This window comes from Marinactinospora endophytica, from assembly GCF_054780875.1.
Map to the genome: position 1 here is coordinate 1 of NZ_BAAGVM010000008.1, position 17,383 is coordinate 17,383.

Annotated in this window: 18 protein-coding genes; 10 read left to right on the forward strand and 8 right to left on the reverse strand. The window is 71.4% G+C overall.

Going from position 1 to position 17,383, the window contains the following annotated elements; all coding sequences use genetic code 11:
- Together ACYVHU_RS15785 and ACYVHU_RS15790 are read left to right on the forward strand one after the other, a co-directional pair.
- Positions 1-1,037, forward strand: a 1,037-nt coding sequence (locus ACYVHU_RS15785; protein ID WP_498948867.1) for a beta-ketoacyl reductase, incomplete at its 5' end; no start/stop codon positions are given.
- Between the two features lie 648 nt (positions 1,038-1,685).
- Complete coding sequence (locus ACYVHU_RS15790; protein ID WP_498948868.1) at positions 1,686-2,510, forward strand: methyltransferase domain-containing protein; 825 nt, start codon at positions 1,686-1,688, stop codon at positions 2,508-2,510.
- 298 nt (positions 2,511-2,808) lie between these two features.
- Here the strand turns inward: ACYVHU_RS15790 and ACYVHU_RS15795 are convergent, their stop codons facing one another.
- A complete protein-coding gene (locus ACYVHU_RS15795; protein ID WP_498948869.1) occupies positions 2,809-4,008 on the reverse strand; it encodes a DUF418 domain-containing protein in 1,200 nt (399 codons plus the stop codon).
- 98 nt (positions 4,009-4,106) lie between these two features.
- Between ACYVHU_RS15795 and ACYVHU_RS15800 the strand changes: the two genes are divergently transcribed.
- On the forward strand, positions 4,107-4,766 hold the full coding sequence (locus tag ACYVHU_RS15800) for a TetR/AcrR family transcriptional regulator (protein WP_078763080.1): 660 nt from the start codon (positions 4,107-4,109) through the stop codon (positions 4,764-4,766).
- A gap of 314 nt (positions 4,767-5,080) precedes the next feature.
- Here ACYVHU_RS15800 and ACYVHU_RS15805 read toward each other — a convergent pair whose 3' ends face one another.
- On the reverse strand, positions 5,081-5,689 hold the full coding sequence (locus tag ACYVHU_RS15805; RefSeq protein WP_078763299.1) for a CGNR zinc finger domain-containing protein: 609 nt from the start codon (positions 5,687-5,689) through the stop codon (positions 5,081-5,083).
- Between the two features lie 90 nt (positions 5,690-5,779).
- On the opposite strand from ACYVHU_RS15805, the gene ACYVHU_RS15810 reads away from it, so the two are divergent.
- Positions 5,780-6,568, forward strand: coding sequence for an MBL fold metallo-hydrolase (locus tag ACYVHU_RS15810; protein WP_078763081.1), 789 nt, complete (start codon positions 5,780-5,782; stop codon positions 6,566-6,568).
- Positions 6,569-6,749: 181 nt separating this feature from the next.
- Complete coding sequence (locus ACYVHU_RS15815; protein ID WP_078763082.1) at positions 6,750-7,829, forward strand: maleylacetate reductase; 1,080 nt, start codon at positions 6,750-6,752, stop codon at positions 7,827-7,829.
- A 78-nt stretch (positions 7,830-7,907) separates the two neighbouring features.
- Here the strand turns inward: ACYVHU_RS15815 and ACYVHU_RS15820 are convergent, their stop codons facing one another.
- From ACYVHU_RS15820 to ACYVHU_RS15830, 3 genes are all read right to left on the reverse strand, one after another.
- Positions 7,908-8,324, reverse strand: coding sequence for a DUF6924 domain-containing protein (locus tag ACYVHU_RS15820; RefSeq protein ID WP_078763083.1), 417 nt, complete (start codon positions 8,322-8,324; stop codon positions 7,908-7,910).
- A gap of 115 nt (positions 8,325-8,439) precedes the next feature.
- On the reverse strand, positions 8,440-8,868 hold the full coding sequence (locus tag ACYVHU_RS15825; protein ID WP_432937267.1) for an MFS transporter: 429 nt from the start codon (positions 8,866-8,868) through the stop codon (positions 8,440-8,442).
- 209 nt (positions 8,869-9,077) lie between these two features.
- Positions 9,078-10,403 carry an MFS transporter gene (locus ACYVHU_RS15830; protein ID WP_235001111.1) on the reverse strand — a complete coding sequence of 442 codons (1,326 nt, stop codon included), beginning with the start codon at positions 10,401-10,403 and terminating at the stop codon, positions 9,078-9,080.
- A 426-nt stretch (positions 10,404-10,829) separates the two neighbouring features.
- On the opposite strand from ACYVHU_RS15830, the gene ACYVHU_RS15835 reads away from it, so the two are divergent.
- From ACYVHU_RS15835 to ACYVHU_RS15845, 3 genes are read left to right on the forward strand one after another with little or no spacing between them, the layout of a single operon-like run.
- Positions 10,830-12,044, forward strand: coding sequence for a cytochrome P450 (locus ACYVHU_RS15835; RefSeq protein WP_078763086.1), 1,215 nt, complete (start codon positions 10,830-10,832; stop codon positions 12,042-12,044).
- Positions 12,038-12,742, forward strand: coding sequence for a TetR/AcrR family transcriptional regulator (locus tag ACYVHU_RS15840; RefSeq protein ID WP_078763087.1), 705 nt, complete (start codon positions 12,038-12,040; stop codon positions 12,740-12,742). Before ACYVHU_RS15835 ends, ACYVHU_RS15840 begins: the two co-directional genes overlap by 7 nt.
- The gene (locus tag ACYVHU_RS15845; protein WP_078763088.1) at positions 12,739-12,939 is read left to right on the forward strand and encodes a ferredoxin; all 201 of its coding nucleotides are present in this window, start codon (positions 12,739-12,741) and stop codon (positions 12,937-12,939) included. The genes ACYVHU_RS15840 and ACYVHU_RS15845 overlap by 4 nt, the downstream gene beginning before the upstream one ends.
- A gap of 955 nt (positions 12,940-13,894) precedes the next feature.
- Here ACYVHU_RS15845 and ACYVHU_RS15850 read toward each other — a convergent pair.
- Both ACYVHU_RS15850 and ACYVHU_RS15855 read right to left on the reverse strand, forming a co-directional pair.
- Complete coding sequence (locus ACYVHU_RS15850) at positions 13,895-14,023, reverse strand: DUF397 domain-containing protein (protein ID WP_327308939.1); 129 nt, start codon at positions 14,021-14,023, stop codon at positions 13,895-13,897.
- A complete protein-coding gene (locus tag ACYVHU_RS15855) occupies positions 13,983-14,897 on the reverse strand; it encodes a helix-turn-helix domain-containing protein (RefSeq protein WP_078763300.1) in 915 nt (304 codons plus the stop codon). The genes ACYVHU_RS15850 and ACYVHU_RS15855 overlap by 41 nt, the downstream gene beginning before the upstream one ends.
- Before the next feature lie 111 nt (positions 14,898-15,008).
- Here ACYVHU_RS15855 and ACYVHU_RS15860 point away from each other — a divergent pair, with 111 nt between their 5' ends.
- Together ACYVHU_RS15860 and ACYVHU_RS15865 are read left to right on the forward strand one after the other, a co-directional pair.
- Complete coding sequence (locus ACYVHU_RS15860; RefSeq protein ID WP_078763091.1) at positions 15,009-15,356, forward strand: hypothetical protein; 348 nt, start codon at positions 15,009-15,011, stop codon at positions 15,354-15,356.
- A gap of 15 nt (positions 15,357-15,371) precedes the next feature.
- Positions 15,372-15,683 (forward strand): hypothetical protein, encoded by a 312-nt coding sequence (locus ACYVHU_RS15865; protein WP_498948871.1) that lies wholly within the window; start codon positions 15,372-15,374, stop codon positions 15,681-15,683.
- A 331-nt stretch (positions 15,684-16,014) separates the two neighbouring features.
- Here ACYVHU_RS15865 and cas6e read toward each other — a convergent pair whose 3' ends face one another.
- Positions 16,015-16,728: a type I-E CRISPR-associated protein Cas6/Cse3/CasE gene (cas6e, locus tag ACYVHU_RS15870; protein WP_327309028.1), complete on the reverse strand. Its 714-nt coding sequence runs from the start codon at positions 16,726-16,728 to the stop codon at positions 16,015-16,017.
- Between the last annotated feature and the right edge of the window lie 655 nt (positions 16,729-17,383).

The following is a 17,383-nucleotide window of genomic DNA, read 5'->3' on the forward strand; positions in this document are numbered from 1 at the left end:
TGGACGACGGGTTGATCACCTCGTTGACCCCTGAACGGATCGATCGGGTGCTGGCGGCTAAGGCTGATGCGGCTTGGTATCTGCACCAGGCCACCCTCGACCACGACCTCACCGCCTTCGTCCTGTACTCCTCCACCGCCGGCACCCTCGAAGGCGCCGGACAAGGCAACTACGCCGCGGCCAACGCCTTCCTGGACGCTCTGGCCCACCACCGGCAAGACCACGGCCTCCCCGCCCAATCCCTCGCCTGGGGACTGTGGTCCCCGGAGACGGGCGGCATGACCGCCGGCCTGGAGAAGGCCGACCTCCAGCGGATCACCGCCTCGGGATTCCTGCCCCTGAGGGCCGAACAGGGCATGGAACTCCTCGACGCGGCGATGGCCGCCCCGGAGGCGTCGGTGGTCCTGGCGCCGTTCGACGAACGGACCCTGGCCACCCGCGACGCGGGTATCCCCGAGCTCCTGCGCGGGTTGGTGCGGGCACCGGTTCGGCGGACCGCGCAGGCCGCGGCGCCCGCCGAGGAGGCCGGGACGTCGTTGGAGCAGCGGCTGGCCGGGCTGTCCCGTGAGGAGGCCGGGCAGGTGCTGGTGGAGCTGGTGCGCGGGGAGGCCGCGGCGGTGCTGGGGCACGCCTCGGCGGATCGGATCGACCCCGAGCGCAATTTCAGCGAGCTGGGGTTCGATTCGCTCACGTCGGTGGAGCTGCGCAACCGGCTGGGCCGCGCGACCGGTCTGCGCCTCTCCGCCACCCTGGTCTTCGACCACCCCAACGTGCTCGCGATCGCCGAGCACATCGGCGAGGAGATCCTGCCCGAGAAGGAGCCGGTCACGCCGCAGGTCCTCCAGAGCCTGGATGCGCTGGCGGAGCTGCTGCGGCAGGTACCCGGGGACGAGGAGGGACGGACCGCCATCACCGGCCGGCTCCGGGAGCTGCTGGACGGCTGGCAGGGAGGATCCGCGGACGGGGACGGCGCGGCCGGTGACGTCCGGACGGCGGATGCCGACGAGCTCTTCGCCCTGATCGACAAGGGGCTGTGAGCACGCGGGGGACGCCGTAGGCGGACGCTACAGCGGGCAACGGGGCGCCGGACCGGTGGAGAGCCGGGGCGGCGTCCCGTTCGTGTACCGGCGTGGTGGCCCCGGGAGATGGGAGGACGGGGCTCCGCTCCTCCGCTGCTGGGCGCTTTCCGGTGAAGGGCGGACCCGCTCGGGGCCGTCTGCGGGGAGAGGGCGGTGACGTGGCGTGGGGGCTGCGCCGAAAACCGGCGCGGTCGTCATCCCGCTTGCGGGAACCCGCCGTCCGCGCTATTTGTGATAGCGATTCAGCTACGGGATGAACGGATTATTTGTCCCCTCTGGACGCCATAGGGTTTAACGAAAGCCGTGCTCGCCGGACAGGCCGGAGGAAATCACCGTTAGGCTCCGTGGATTTCTCCCAAACCGGGCAAAGGGTTGCATATGGATCCTCTCCGCTGCGCCCCCTCCCCGGTGGGGTACACACCCCTCTCTGGAAGAGAAGAGCACACCATTGCCCGCTCAGACGGGGTTTAGCACCCTGGAAGACGATCCCGGAAAGCCGGGGAGGCATCGGCTCCATCGTCTCTTCGGTCACCACCCCCGGGATGGGGAAGACGATCCCGTGGCCGTTCCGCGGCCATCTCCACGACTCGAAGGGAAACCGGGGACGTGAAAGAGCAGAGTCTGCAGATTCCTTTTCGAGCCCGTGAGACCGATGTGGTCCTGGAGGAGGTCCACCATGCCCAGGGCCTTGACGACGTGATACAGGACGACGAATTCCGTACGGATGCGGAGCGCGCGGCGGACTTCCTGGCCACCGAGGCGGCCATCGACCAGTCCTCCGAGGTTCTGGAGATCGGCGCCGGCGGCGAGAGCATGCTCGTCCACCTCGCCGAGCGGTTCGGCTGCTGTGGAGAGGCGGTGTTCCACAGCGAGGAGTACGTCGACTTCGCGCGGGAGATCCTGTGCCACCGGCGGCGGCGCCTCGGCATCGACTTCCGGTGGGCCCCGGCCGACCGGCTCCCCTACCCCGAGGCAGGCTTCACCCATGTGGTGGGCCGCAACGCGATGTGCGGGATGCCCGATGGGGATCGAGTCCGGGCCGAGATCTACCGGGTGCTGCGCCCGTGGGGCATTCTCGCCTGCACGGACTTCGTCCAATCCCGCGCGGAGATGTCACCGGCCGTCCGGCAGGCCGTCTGTGAGCGGCTCGGCTGGCCGGGGGGACCGTCCCTGCCGGAGTACCGGACCGCTTTGGAGAGGGCGGGGTTCGAGACGGTCCTCAGCCGTGACCTCGGCGACGACCTCGTGCGGAGGTTCCGGGCCCGGGCCGAGACCCTGCGTGAACGCGCCGAGCGGACGGCCGACCCCGTGGACCGGCAGCGGATCCTGCGGCTCGCGTCCTCCTGCGCCCTGGTCCAGGCGGCCGTCGAGGACGGGGAGATCGGCTGGGCGCTCTTCATCGCGCACAAGTCGGAGTCGGGGATCCATTGACCCGTCCGGAGCGCGGACCAGCCGGTGCGGGACGCCGGCTCGGCCGAGGAGCCTTCTCCCGGTCTCCGCTCCGCTCGGGATGAGGACGTCGGGACCGCGCCCGGGTGCCGCATCGCCGGCTTCGGCGGGCCCGTCGGGAAGCGGGGCGTCCGGGTCGCGTGCGTACGGGCGGGGACCGACGCCCCCGGGTCGTCCGGGGTGAGAGGCACCGGGACCGCGCCCGGGTGGACGGCCCCGACGCCTCATGAACGCGGGGTACCGCCGTCTCGGTGAGAGCGGCGGCACCCCTGGCCGGCGTTCAGCTCCGGGACACGGCCGGGCGGCCATAGGTCATCCGGCGCAGGAACCACTCGGCGGGGCCCTGCCGGAAGCCGGCCCGGCGCATGAGGTCGGCGGCCACGACGGTCGCCAGCCACACGGCGACGCCGAGCGCGACCCCCTCCGCGTCGCCGAGCGCGGGCCCGATCCCCAGCGCGTAGGGCGGGATCAGCACGGCCCACGCCACCGACTGGAGCAGGTAGCAGGTCATCGAACGCTGTCCGGTCGCGGCGAGCGCGGTGACGATCGGGCCGCGCCGCTGCCCCAGCCGCAGGGCGACGAGGGCGATCAGCGCCGCATAGCCGAATCCACCCGCGTACCCGGTGGCCAGGTGCAGCCAGAAGAAGGCGACCTGGGCCGGCACGGAGACGTCCCACAACTCGATGTTGATCAGGGCCTGGGGGACGCCGCCCACGACCGCCGTGGAGATTCCCCACAGCGCGACGCGGCGCAGCAGCGCGCGGTGACGCTGTGGATCCTCCAGCAGACGGCGCCGCGCGGCCCACACGCCGATCAAGAAGGGGAAGACCGAGATCGCGATCATCATCGGCCAGAAGAGCGGCAGCGTCATCAACCGCATCACCATGTCGAGCAGGGCGGAGACGTTCCCGTCGCCGCTCTCCTGCATGCCGGCGAAGAAGGCCTTCTCGGTCAGGGCGTAGCCGAGGGAGCCCGCCGCCATCCAGGCGAACGCGTGCGCGAGCAGTCGGCGGTCGGAGAAGCGCAGGACCGAGGCGAACAACAGCGCGAGCAGCCCGTAGACCGCGATGACGTCGCCGTAGAACAGCAGGGCCGTATGGGCCACGCCGATGACCACCATCCAGCGGCCGCGCCGGCGCAGCAGTCCCCGCGTCCAGGGCCAGGGGCGGCCCTCCGCGGTACGGCGGAGGTAGATCCCGGCCAGGCCGTACCCGAAGAGCGCGGCGAACATCGGGTAGCCCCGGTTCTCGCCGAACAGGGCCATGGCGGCGGTGGCGGTGATGTCGAGCGCGCCGTCGAGGGAGTAGCCGTCTCCGGTGGTGGCGACGCGGAACATGTGGGCGTGGACGGTGGCGATGATGAGCAGCATGACGCCCCGGGCCAGGTCGGGGGCGAGGGAGCGCTCGGAGGTGGGGAGTGCGCCGAGGGAAGCGCCCGGGGGTGGAGGGGGACCGCTGTGGGGCGTGGTGGTATGGGGCATGGGGGGACGTCCTCCAAGGGTGAGTCGAGATAGATACGCTGACGTATCTAATAAGAGGAATATAGGATACGGAGCCGTATCTAAGAAAATGGGTGGGTATGTCTGACCGGAACCGGACACAGGCCACGGAGAGACCCGAGCCGGCGCGGCGCCGTCGTGGTAAGGAGCTGATCGCGGCCATCCATCAGGCTGCCCTGGAGGAGACCGCCGAGCAGGGACTGGGGCGGATCGGCATGGAGGGCATCGCGCGTCGGGCCGGGACCGCCAAGACCTCGCTGTACCGGCGCTGGTCATCCCCGGAGGAGATCGTCCTCGACGCGCTCTACCACGTCCTCCCGGTGGAGGAGCCGTCGCCGATGGCCGATGATCTGCGCGGTGACCTCATCGCCGCGCTCACCCTCATGCGCGACAAGTTCATGCAGCCCTTCTACGGCGCGGTGGTGACCGCCATCCTCGCTGAGGCGCAGCGCAACCCCGAACTGCGCGAACGGCTCTATGGCGAGGTGTTCGAACCGCGCGGGGGCCGCTTCACCCGCACCGTCCTGTACCACTACGCCGAGCGGGGAAAGGTCGACCCCGCCCGGCTCACCCCCGTCGTCCTCGACATCGGCGAGGCCCTGATGATCAAGTACGGCGTCGACGAGGCGAAGCTTCCCGACGACGCCTACATCGCCGCGATCGTCGACCAGGCGATCCTCCCCGCGCTCGGCCACGACGCCGGATGCGATACCGGGGGACGGGGGAGACCCGCGGGGTGACGCTGCCCGTCGCTCTCCCCGCCCTCGACCGGTAAGGGCGTACCCCTCGACGAGCCCGCTCTCCAGGATCGCGGCAGTCCTGCGGGAGGCGGCCCGTGCGGGCTACACGGACGCGGCCGGGGCACTGGCCGCCGGCGCGCTGTCAACGGCGTTCCCGGGGCTCCTCGCCGTTCGCACCCGCGTGACGTCCGGATCGCCGAGGAGTCCCGCGGCGACGTTCCCGCGGGTTGTCCCGAGCGGGGCGCGGGACGGTCGGCGGTGGCCGGGATGCTCTCGACCGTTCGACGAGGGTGAGGGCGCGCGGGCGCCCGGCGTCAGGAGGGGGGACGGTTGCGGCGCGCGTAGGCGCGGGCGGCTCGGGCGCGGTCGCCGCAGCGGGTGGAACACCAGTGGCGCCGGCCGTGGGTGCGCAGGAGGAAACGGTCGCAGGGGGTGGAACCGCAGGCGGTGAGCAGGTCGGCGTCCGGTCCGGTGAGCAGGTCGGCGGCGTCGGCGGCGAGGATCGCGAGCGCGTGGTTGACGGCCTGGTCGGCCGGGTGGGCCTGGACGCGGTGCGGTCCTCGCGCCGGGTCCCAGGCGAGCAGGGGCGCGGTGGGAACGGCGGTGATCGCCTCGTTGACGGCCCGCAGGGATTCCTCGGGCGGGGTGACGCCTTCGACGCGGGAGGCGAACAGGGCCCGTATGTGCCCACGCAGCGTTCGCATCCGTTGTGCGCACACCTCGTACAGCCGGACGTCCGGAGGGGTCAGGCCGTGTGCGGCGAGCCAGCGCATGGCGGACCCGGGGGTGGCGAGCAGGTCGTAGTTCTGCCCGGCGGGCAGGGTCGCGGTGGTGTCGGCGAAGTCCAGGCAGCGGTACCGATCGGCTCCCGGAGCCGGGGGGAGAGTGGTCGGCGTGCTGTCGGTGACCGTGGCCTCTTCCATGCGCATCATGGTAACGCTTGCGTTTTTCCATGACATCTGCCTAACCTTCCTCACGGAAAACTTGCAGATAATCCGTGAGGAATGAGGAGCATGTCCCAACACGGCGCCGAACAGTTCCAGGTCCGCACGTTCGGAGGTCCCACGGCCCTCTTCGAGTACGGCGGTCTCCGTTTCCTGACCGACCCCACCTTCGACGCCCCCGGTGACTACCCCCAGCCGGGTCCGCTCCTGACCAAGACCGCCCCCGCCAGCGCCACCCCCGCCGACCTCGGCCCCATCGACGTGGTCCTGCTCTCCCACGATGAGCACGCCGACAACCTCGACACCTCCGGCCGCGCCCTGCTCACCGAGGTCCCCCTCACCCTCACCACCCCCGGCGGTGGTCAGCGCCTCGGCGGCGGGGCCAGGGGCCTGGCCGACTGGGAATCGGTCGAACTGGACCGCCCGGGCGGCGGCACGGTCACCGTCACCGGCGTCCCCGCGATCCACGGCCCGGGCCCGCGCGAGGAGGTCGAACCGTTCACCGGCCAGGTCGTCGGCTTCGTCCTGACCGGGGACGGCCTACCGACCGTCTACGTCAGCGGTGACAACGCCTCCCTCGACGCGGTCAGGGAGATCGCCGGGCGCTTCGCCCCGGTGGACACCGCGATCCTCTTCGCCGGAGCCCCCCGCTTCCCCATGCTCTTCGACGGTGCGCCGCTCGTCTTGGACAGCGCCCAGGCCGCCGAGGCCACCCGGCTCCTCGACGCCCGCCGTGTCGTCCCCGTCCACCACGACAGCTGGGCCCACTTCACCGAGGGGCGCGGCGAGCTGGAGGCGGCCTTCACCGCCGCCGGCCTGACCGACCGGCTGGACCGGGACTGGGTCCAGGGCGCCTGACTCCACCACCCCGCCGCCCATCGTCCGTGGGAGACGACAACAGCCGCCGGACGGACGCCGCCGGCCGCCCCGGCCGTGGGGCGTCACCCCCGCGCCGGCCGCGTCCCCTACGGTGGTGTCGCGGCCCCGGCCGGGGACGTCGGACGGGTCGCGGCACGCGACGAGACGAGGGGGACGGCCGATGGGCGCCACCACCGCGAGGGGACCGGAGCCGACGGAGGGGGAGTCCGTCGCCGTCCACCAGACCCTCGCGGCCCGTGTCCTGATCGGCAGGGGCGCGTGCGGCCGGGTCGCCGACGAGGCCGCGCGGCTGGGCGCGCGGCGGGTCCTGCTCGTCGCGACACCCTCCGCGGCCGCGGCCGCCGATCGGGTCGCGGAGGGGCTGGGAGAGCGGCTGGCGTCGCGCTTCGACCGGCCGGTCCCCCACACGCCGGTGGCCGTGACGGCGAAGACCGTGGCGACCGCCGAGGCCGCGGCCGTGGACTGCGTGGTCGCCATCGGTGGCGGGTCGGCGATCGGGTTGGGCAAGGCGGTGTCGGCGCGGATCGGGGCGCCGCAGGTCGCCGTACCGACCACCTACGCCGGGTCCGAGGTGACGCCGGTCCTGGGCGAGACCGAGGACGGGCGCAAGACCACGCGCCGCGACCCCGCCCTGGCCCCGGGCACGGTCGTCTACGACCCCGACCTCACCCTGGCGATGCCACCGGGGTTGACCAGGACCAGCGCGATGAACGCGCTCGCCCACGCCGTCGAGGCCCTGTGGGCCCCCGATGCGACCCGCTACACCGACGCGCTCGCCACGGAGGCCGTCGGAGGCATCCTCACCGCGCTGCCCGAGGTCCTCGCCGCGCCGCGCGATCCCGGAGCGCGTGGGCGGTTGCAGTCCGCCGCCTGGCTCGCCGGGGTGTGCCTGGCCCAGACCCGTATGGGCCTGCACCACCAGCTCGCACATGTCCTCGGCGGTACCTTCGACCTTCCCCACGCCGAACTGCACACGATGCTGCTGGCGCACGTGATGGCGGTCAACCTGCCGGCCGCTCCGGCGGCCGGGGAGCGGCTGTCCCGGGTGGCCGGGCCCGACCCGGTCGCCGTGGTCCGTGGGCTCGCCCAAGGCTACGAGGGGCCGACCAGCCTGGCCGACCTCGGCGTTGCCCGCGGGCGCCTCCGCGACGTCGCCGAGCGGGTGGTGGCCGCGCCCTACCCCAACCCCCGGGCGTTGACCGTCGAGGAGGTCACCGATCTGCTCAACGGGGCGTGGTAGGCCGCAGGGGTCGCGAACGGGGCACGGTTCCCGCTGTCGCCGAGGAGGAGCCGATGGGGTGCGGGCGGGGACGCGAGGTCAGTCGAAACCGCGGAACACGCCGTCGGGTCCCACGGCGTCGGCGAAGTCCTCGAAGTCCATGTTGGCGAGGAAGAGGTTGACGGCGATCAGCCACACCTCGGGCAGGACCGCTCGAAAGGCCGCGCCGTGGTTCTCCGGGAAGAGGTCGACGACGAGGAGGGTGGGCTCCTCTCCGTGAACCGCCTGCCGGTCGGCGACCAGGAGGAACGTGGGGTCCTCCTCCCGCGCGGGGAGGAGGTCGAGCAGGCGCTGCTCGGGGAGGTCCCACCGGAGCGGATCCTCGACGAAGACGTAGGAGCCCTCGTCCTCGGGCACCGTCGCCTCGATCGCTGTTCTCAGCGCCCGCCAACCGGCCTGGTCGGAGTAGTCGGTGCGGACCACGATCGGCACCTCGGTCTGGGGCAACTCGGGCATCGGTTCCGGCCTCCTGGGGTGGGGATCGCCTCATCCTCGCGCAGCCCGCTGACAGCGGGACGACGCCCGGGGCCGGCCGGGATGGCTCCCGGCCGGCCCCGCGCGCCCGTCCGGATCAGGTGGTGGCGTCCTGGCGGAGGCGCCGCACGAACGGCGGGCACACCACGGCGACGAGTCCCAGGCGGCCGCCGAGGACGAACGCCTTCTGCGCGCCCGCCACCTGCGCCGTGGCCAGGGCGTCGCCGGCCGACATCGCCGCTGCGGCACCGAGGGACAGGGCCGCCACGAGCAGGGCGGTGCCCATGGCGCCGGCCGGCTGCTGGAGGGTGTTCATGATGGCGCTGCCGTGGGCGTAGAGGCGACGCGGCGGCGACCCCGGCGACAGCGTCATGAGCGGCGTCATCGGCATGGCCATGCCGATGCGGAACACCACGTGCATGGCCACCACGAGGTCCAGCGAGGTGTCGGCGTCCACTCGGCTCAGCCACCACTGGCCGCCGCACAGCAGCAGCGCGCCGGGGATCACCAGCGGGCGCGGTCCCACCCTGTCGTAGATCCGCCCGATCGATCGTCGTGGCCGTGTGGCGCGCCTGCTGGGAGAGGCGGGGCGGGATCGCCGCCGAGGGGGACGCGGGGGACCCGGCCGCCCTCTACCGTCGCTGCCGGGAGGACCTGCGCCGCATCGTCGGCTGAGACGCGCCGCCCTCCCGGTCCTCCCCCGACGACCGAACGCGCGAAGCCGTCCGGTGTCTGTCAGGCCGTCCGGGCGTTGCGATAACGGGGGATGAAAGCCGCGATGGCCAGGGCGGTCAGGGCCGCCGTGGCGCCGAGCGCCATCACCACGCGAAACCCCTCCAGAGTGGGGACGGTGCCGGTGCCCATCGGCGCGCTCAACCGGACGAGCAGGAGGCCCACGACGGCGCTGGAGACCGAGGTGCCCACAGAGCGCATCAGCGTGTTGAGGCTGTTGGCGGCCCCCGTCTCGGTGACCGGCACCGCGTCCATGATCAGCGCGGGCATCGCCCCGTAGGCCAGCCCGATCCCCGCGCCGATGACGCTGGAGACCAGCACCAGGTGCCACAGCGAGGACAAGAGCACCATGTTGAGGCCGTAGCCGAGGGCGACCACGCCGGCCCCCACCATCAGGGTCGTCCTGGGGCCGTGCGCCCGGGTGATCCGCGCGGACGCCGGAGCCATGGCCATCATCACCAGGCCCGAGGGGGCCATGACCAGGCCGACGGCGAACAGGCCCTGCCCCAGCCCGTAACCGGTGGCGGTCGGCAGTTGCAGCAACTGGGGCAAAACCAGTGACATCGCGAACATCGAGAAGCCGAACACCATCGACGCCGCGTTGGTCAGCAGCACCTGGCGGCGGACGGTCGTGCGCAGGTCGACCAGCGGACGCGGGACGCGCAGCTCCCACAGCGCCCACAGGAACAGGACCACGGCGCCGGTCGCGGCCAGGCCGAGGGCGGGGCCGCTCGTCCACCCCCAGTCCGCGCCCTTGGAGATCACCAGGAGCAGGCACACCAGCGCGGCCGACAGCCCGACGGCGCCGACCAGGTCGAACCGTCCCCCGGTGCGCGTCGCTGACTCGGGCACGAGGACGCGCACCAGAACCAGGGCGATCACACCGAAGAGCGCCGAGACCCAGAACAGGGCGTGCCAGTCGGTGCGCTCGGCCAGCAGCGCCGCCGCCGGCAGGCCCAGCGCCCCACCCACGCCGAGAGAGGCGCTCATCGTGGCGGTCGCCGAACCGAGCCGCTCGGCGGGGAGCGCGTCGCGCATGATGCTGATCCCGAGCGGGATGACGCCGGACGCCAATCCCTGGAGGGTCCGCGCGACCACCATCGGCGCCAGGCTGTCGCTCAACGCCCCGACGACCGAGCCGGCCACCAGCAAGGCGACACTGACGAGGAGCATCCGTCGTTTGCCGTACATGTCGCCCAGGCGGCCCATGACGGGGGTCGCGACGGCCGCGGCCAGGAGCGTGGCGGTCACCGCCCAGGAGGCCCCCGCCGCCGTGGTGTCGAGGAGACGGGGCAGGAGGGGGACCAGCGGGACGATCAGGGTCTGCATCAGCGAGACGACGATTCCGGTGAAGGCCAGCACCGCGATGACGGTCCTGGGGCTCGAAGACGGGGGGTTGTCCGCCCGCGCCGTGGGTGCGCCGGAGGAGTGAGCGGGACGGTGCACGCCGTTCAATTCAGTCACTTGATTGAATTTATCATCGCGCCTTAACGGAAAAAGTATCTTCGGTGACAAAGGGTGATGACTCAACGTTGAACGCCCTGTAGATCTTCGGAGATTTCGGATCTTCTTCCGCGAGAGCGAGTAGGGACCGGTTCGTCGTGGTGGTGCCGGATGCCGTGGTGTGACAGGGAAAAATGGGTGGAAACGGTACTCGGAGCTGAATTCGCGACATTTAAGTCAGTCGCTTGACTGAATAAGGCGGCCCATGTTGACTGAAACCGCACATCCCAGTGACGGATAGTGAGGCGCGGCATGGAGCGGCACGTTGAGCCACTGGCCTACCCCATCCCCAGTGATGAGGCCCTGGAGCCACCGGCGGAGTGGGCGGAGTTGCGCGGTCGCTGCCCGGTCGCCCCGATCCGCCTGCCCAGCGGTGACCAGGCCGCCCTCCTCACCCGCTACTCCGACGTCAAGCAGGTCCTGGCCGATCCCCGGTTCACCCGCGACCTCGGCGCGGCGGGCGGCGCCCGCGTCGCGGCCAACGAGTCCGGCGGCGTGTTCAGCAGCCCCATGTCCCAGGCGATCCCCCAGGACGGCGAAGACCACCAGCGCTGGCGCCGCATGGTCGGCAGGTGGTTCACCGCCAAACGCATCGCCGCTCTGCGCCCCGGCATCGCCGCCATGGCGGAGCAGCTCATCGACGCGATGGTCGACGACGGTCGGCCGGCCGACCTCAGGGCCTCCCTCGGCTTTCCGCTGCCCGTGTGGGTCATCTGCGACCTGCTCGGCGTCCCCGAGTCCGACCGGGACCGGTTCTCCCACTGGTCCGACACCCTGCTCAACCTGACCCGCTACAGCGACCAGGAGATCACGGAGGCCCAGGTCGAGTTCTTCGGCTACATGAGCCGTCAGGTCGCGGCCAGACGCGCCGATCCCGGCGACGACCTGCTCAGCAGCCTGCTCACCGAGACGGGACCCGACGGGAAGGGACTCGACGAGACCACGCTGATCGCCACCGGTCTCGGGCTCCTGGTCGCCGGACACGAGACCACCGCCAACATGATCGGCAAGATGGTCGCCATGCTCCTGGCCGACCGCACCCGCTGGGAGCGGCTGCTCGCCGACCGCTCTTTGGTGCGCGTGGCCGTCGAGGAGACCTTGCGCTACGACGCCAACTCCGGGATCGGCCTGCCCCGCTACATCACCGAGGACGTCGAGGTGGGGGGCGCCGTCATCCCGCGCGGCACCACCGTCATGTGCAGCATGGCCGCCGCCAACCGCGACGAAGAGGCGTTCGAGCACGCCGATGAGATGGTCCTCGAACGCTCCCCCAACCCGCACCTGGCCTTCGGCACCGGCGCCCACTCCTGCCTCGGCCAGGCCCTGGCCCGCACCGAGTTGCAGACCGTTCTTGAGGTCCTGCTCGACCGGCTGCCCACCCTGGAACTGGCGGTGGCGCCCGAGAAGCTGGAGCGGGTCGACGGGCTCGTCGTCGGGGGACTGCGGGCGGTCCCGGTCCGATGGTGAGGGCCGGCGGGACCCGATCACGGGGCGAGCGCTCCGCGGCGACCCGCGAACTCATCCTGACCACGGCGGAACGGCTGTTCGCCGAGCACGGGCTGTTCGCGGTCTCCAACCGCCAGATCAGCGAGGCCGCGGGCCAGGGCAACAACACGGCGGTGGGCTACCACTTCGGTACCAAGGCCGACCTGCTCCGCGCCATCGTGCGCAGACACAGCGAACGCATCGAACAGCTGCGCACGGCCATGGTCGGCCAGGTGCGGGACTCCACCGACGTGCGCGCCTGGGCGACCTGCCTGGTGCACCCGGCCACCGATCACCTCGCCGAACTGGGGCCTCCCACCTGGTTCGCCCGTTTCAGCGCCCAGATGACGGCCGATCCGGCGTCGCGCTCGATCATGTACGAGGAGACCTTCCGCTCCCCGTCGTTGATCGAGGCCATACGCGGGTTCGACCGCTGCCTTCCCGGCATGCCGGCGCGCGTGCGCGCCGAGCGCGGGGACATGGCCCGGCTCCTGATGGTGCACATGTGCGCGGAACGGGAGCTGGCGCTCGCCGAAGGGGGCGCCGCCGGCCGGGACGGCTGGGCCATGACCGCCGCGGGGCTGGTCGACGCCCTCGTCGGCCTGTGGACCGCTCCCATCACCGGACCGGACGGCGGGATCCGGGACCCGCGCACGACGACGAAGGAGGAACCGGCATGAGGGTCACCGTCGATGAGGATCGGTGCTGTGGTGCGGGCCAGTGCGTCCTGCTCGCCCCCGAGGTGTTCGACCAGCGTGACGAGGACGGGATCGTCGTCCTGCTCGACGCCGAACCCGCGCCGTCCCTGCACGCCATCGTGCGGGAGGCGGCCGAGGTGTGCCCGGGGGCGGCGATCGCGGTGAGCGAGGACGGGTGAGCCGTACCTCCCGAGTGCCCGGGGCCGGTGCCTCGACCGCCGGCCCGGCCAGCGTGGAGGCGCTGTGGTGTGGCGGCCACAGCGGTCCCCGCGCCGTCGCGGGAGCCGGGAAGCCCCCGTCCCACGGCCGGCCGGCCCCCTCCGTGAGGGTCTGCTAAGGCCGAGCGGAGCCGGCCGCGTCCGGGCGAGTCCCCGGTGGCGCGCCACGCAGGGGAGGCCGGTGCATTGGGGAGACCGGGCCGGCGTCACCGGGTGGGTCGCCGCCCGCGCCGTCCTCGGCGCCCACGGTCCCACGCGCTGCCGTCCCACCGGGGTGGACCGATCGGTCCGACACCGGGCTCCAGGTCGCCGGCGTCCTCTGCGTCGGCGTGGAGGACGCCAAGAGGAGCCGGCGGTCGGCCGCTTCGTCGCCCGCCACCGGGTGGAAGCCGGGCCGTGCCCGGCGGGAACATGCCCGTGCGGCCCGTCCGCGCCGTTCGGGACCGGCCTCTCGCGGGCGTGGCACCGGCCGGCGGGCCGGGCGATGGGGAGGCGCCGCATCGGCCGGCCGACACGTGGCCGGCACGGCGGGCGGACCCCCGTCCGTCCTCACCGCCGTGCCCCGGGCGGAAGCGCCCCCGAGCGCGTTCGAGGGCGTAGCGCGGTCACTCGGCGGGACCCGTCTTCGACGGGAGTCTTCCGTCCCGTTGGAAGGCCGGCTCGGCACCGGGAAGGATGAGCCGGCCTGTCCTGGTTCTCGGTCTCCGCCGGAGGCGCGCGGAAGACGCCCACTGTCACGCGGTCCACACCGACGTTATACGGATGTCCCGTTCTCTTCCGGCGGTGATTCGCCAACGAAAACCACCGGATCCCTTCACAAAGAAGGGTGGGAGAAAGACGGAGAGCTGTGATCGTCTACGGTCCGTCGAGGAGAGCGTGAGCCCTTCGCGGTGATTCCCGGAAGGGCGCGGGGCCGCTACACCTCGCCGGTTTTCACACCCTCCAGGAAGGAAGCCCATTCGTCGGCGGGAAAGCAGAGATGACCGAGATCGCGATTGCGGGTGTCACGAACCATGACCGTTCGTGGAGTCTCGGCCACCTCCACGCAGTGCCCTCCCTGGCCATTGCTGTAGCTGGACGTGTGCCAAACCGGTTCCATTGAATTCCCCTCTGATCTGCTTGAGCAGGTCCACCGTCTGTTCCGGTGGGTAGGCAGCGGCCTGGATCTTCCCGAACACGAGCGAGATCTCCTCGACTGTTTCGGGGTCGCTGATGAGATTGCCGCTTCCGAATCCCTCCACATAAACCACGTCGGGTTTGTCGGTGAAGGACAGGATGGTGAGTGGGCCTGACAGGCCGGGATGGCGCCGGATGCTGACACTGGACGGGACGATCTGGATGTCCGCGCGGCCCGACTCCGACAGCTCCAGCAGCTTGTCCAGCTGGCCGAGCAGGATGTCGGGGTCGCTGGTGAGGCGCCTGATCACGTCCTCGTCGATGATCGCCCAGATGGCGGGGGAGCCGGCCTCCAAAAGCGTGTGCTGGCGTTCCATCCTGGCCGCCACCAGCACGGCGACCTCCTCCTCGGTCGCGAGGGCGCTCCCGGCCTTCAGTGTGGCGTGGGCGTAGGCCTCCGTCTGCAACGGTCCGGGGATCAGCGTGGGGTGGTAGTCGCGCATGATGGAGGCGAGGGGGACGGCTTCGAGGAAGTCACCGGCGTATTCCGGATAACCGGCTTTCCGGAGTTTGGGCCACAACTCCAAAAGCCGGCCGCCCGCGTTCAGGGCCTCATCCGCCTTCTCGGTGAACGCCCGGCTGGGTCTCCTCTCGGCGCGTTCGTAGTGGCCGATCAGGGAACCGGAAACGTTCAGCGCCTTTCCAAGCCTTTCTTGAGACATATCAGCCAAACCACGCAGTCGGGCGAGTTCTCTGCCGAACTTCCGCAACGCGGGGTTGTCCTGCGGCTTTCGCTGTCCCATGGCAACCACTTAACCACAGCCTCACAACACCCTGCTACCGGCCTTCACTCCTCCCGCGCAGTTGTGGCGGGGGTATGGATTCCGCTTGGGAAAAGGTGAAAGGTTCGCTACATGAGCAGGGTGAAACCCGAGTGGCGGGCGATCGTGCCCGGCGGGGAACGTCGTTATCGGTGGTTCAGGCTGCGGGAGTTGCAAAAGGGCCTGGAGGATGTGGAGGTCCCCAGCCGGATCTATGGGAGCCCCCTTCCGGTCAGGGGAGGCAAGGGGCCGTATGACTGGGAACCCGGTTATCCGCCTTTCGTGGGGGCCGGTTCGCGGGTGGGGGTCCCCGATGTCCTGATCGTGATCGAGGACGGTCACTTCTGCTGGGAGGACCGCGACGGTGTCCCGGGGAGGGCGTCCGTCGCGGATGTCGCGGCGGCGACGGCCTCGGTGGCCGCGGCCCTCGCGCCGGCGTGATCGGCGGTTGCGGGCATGCGGGCGCATCGGACCCAGACCCGGCAATTACGCGCCCTGGGGGAGGAGCTGCGGGCCAGGGGCGCGGGCAGCCGCCTGATCCCCGCGGACGCGCGGTACGGGCCCTCCCTGCACGGGGACGACGGGATCGGCCACGTCACGGTGACGAGCTGCGGGCTCTTCTTCCACTTCCGGGAGCCGTCCGGCGGGTGGGTGGCGATCTCCGCCGACAGGCCGGACGAGTGCGCGGAGCTGATCGTCGCGATGTTCGCCCGGAGGGAGCGGCCGTGGGGTGGGGGCGACGGCCCGGGGCCGGAACGTCCCGGGTGACCTCGGCGGGTTCACGGGAGCGCCGGAGGGGCGAGGAGGGGCGACCTCCGGCGTTCCCGTGAACCTCGCGGAGCCCCAACGCGGCCGCCCCGACGCGGTCGATCCCGCATCACCTAGGCCCGTGGCCGCCACGCGGGCCTGTCCCCACGGGGACCGGAACGCGCCTCGATGGAATCCCTCGCAGGGGCCATGGTTCGCCTCCTGCCCCGGCCGAACGGCCGGGGCAGGAGGAATGGCTCTCAGAACACACCGCAGAGGGCCCGTCCGGATCCACGCACGGTGTGGGGGACGTGTGAGCTTCTGAGCGCCCGCCTGTCCGGTCCGGCAGGCCTCAGCCTGCGGTGACCGGTGCCAGGCTCACCAGGCCACAGCCATAGGCCCTGGCCCGGCCGATGCCCGTGCGTACCGCGTCGGCGAAGAGACGGGCGTCGGTGACTACGAGACGGCCGTCGAAACGGGTAGGGGAGATCGTGATCTTGTTCCGCTTCCCGTTCTCGTCCTTATAGCCGACCACAGGCGGACACGGAGAGACGGTCACGGCCATCCCGCCGTCGGCGCCGGCGGGCACCACGAAGCCGCACTGCTCCCCTTTACGGGCCAGCCGGCCCAGCTGCTCCTTAGGGTCGTGCAACGCCACCCGTCTTCCGCGCCCCTCTTTCGGAGCGTCCGGAGCGCGCACGATCCGAGTGGGGTCGGCGGTGAGGCGGAACATCAGCGATCGGCCGGGGATGATCGCCTCCAGGACACCGTCGATAGGGCGTGTCTGAGCCTCCCCCGCCAAGTATCCGTCGGGAAGCCTTCCCCGATCCGGAGGCATGCTGCTCTGAACGAGCAGGAGGTGGCCGGAGCGGATCGAGTCCATCCTCCAAAGCAGGCCGCGCTCACGGCGCGCCGCCTCTCTCGACGCGCGCTCGGCATCGCGGCGTATCGCCGCCTGCCGTCGTTCCCGATCGGATCGACCACCACCGCGCTGGCCATTCCCTGAGCTCCCCTGTCCGACTACCGCGAACGCTCTGCCGTGAATGGAGGGCGTGCCGCGGACAATCGAGGACGGGGAGCCGGATACCGGCTCTCTGCTATGGTCGTGCGGCTATTCAGGGCAGAGCCGATTCATATTTTCGACCAGGCGTGGAGCGTTCGATACGGACGTGAAATTCCCTTATGTCGCTCCGTTTCCATTTATTCCGGAACGGAACGGTGTGAAGTCGGTGTTGAAGGCCGGGAGGGCGCACGTGCCCAAGACGGGCCGGAGAGAGCGGGGCCGGCCCTGTCCTGGTCGTTGTCGACCGCTTCAGGAGCGCTGAGGCCGGGCGAACGAGCGGACGGAACGAACCGGAGTGCGGGGTGCTCTCTGGGACCGGCCTGGCGCTGGAGACCTGCCCGTGTGCTTCGTCCGGCCACGGAGAGCCGGTGACGCGTGCCGATCCTCGTCGCTGCTACGCGGTCCACGCGCCCTGGTCCTGGCCGGCTGCCGGGTCCCAGCGCTTCCCGGGGACGAGGCAGGTGGCCGGTCTCGTCCCCGCCGGACAGACGATGGACACTGTCCCGCCGGGAGGCCCGAGCCTCCTTGTCCACTGTGCTCGCGTGCTCACGCCCCGTTCTCGTACCGGGAGCGTCGAACCGGTTCCCGGCTTCTGTCCCGCTGTTCAGGGGTCCCGCGCCCCGGCCGCCCGTTCCCACGGGGCGCCGGTGAGGGAGCG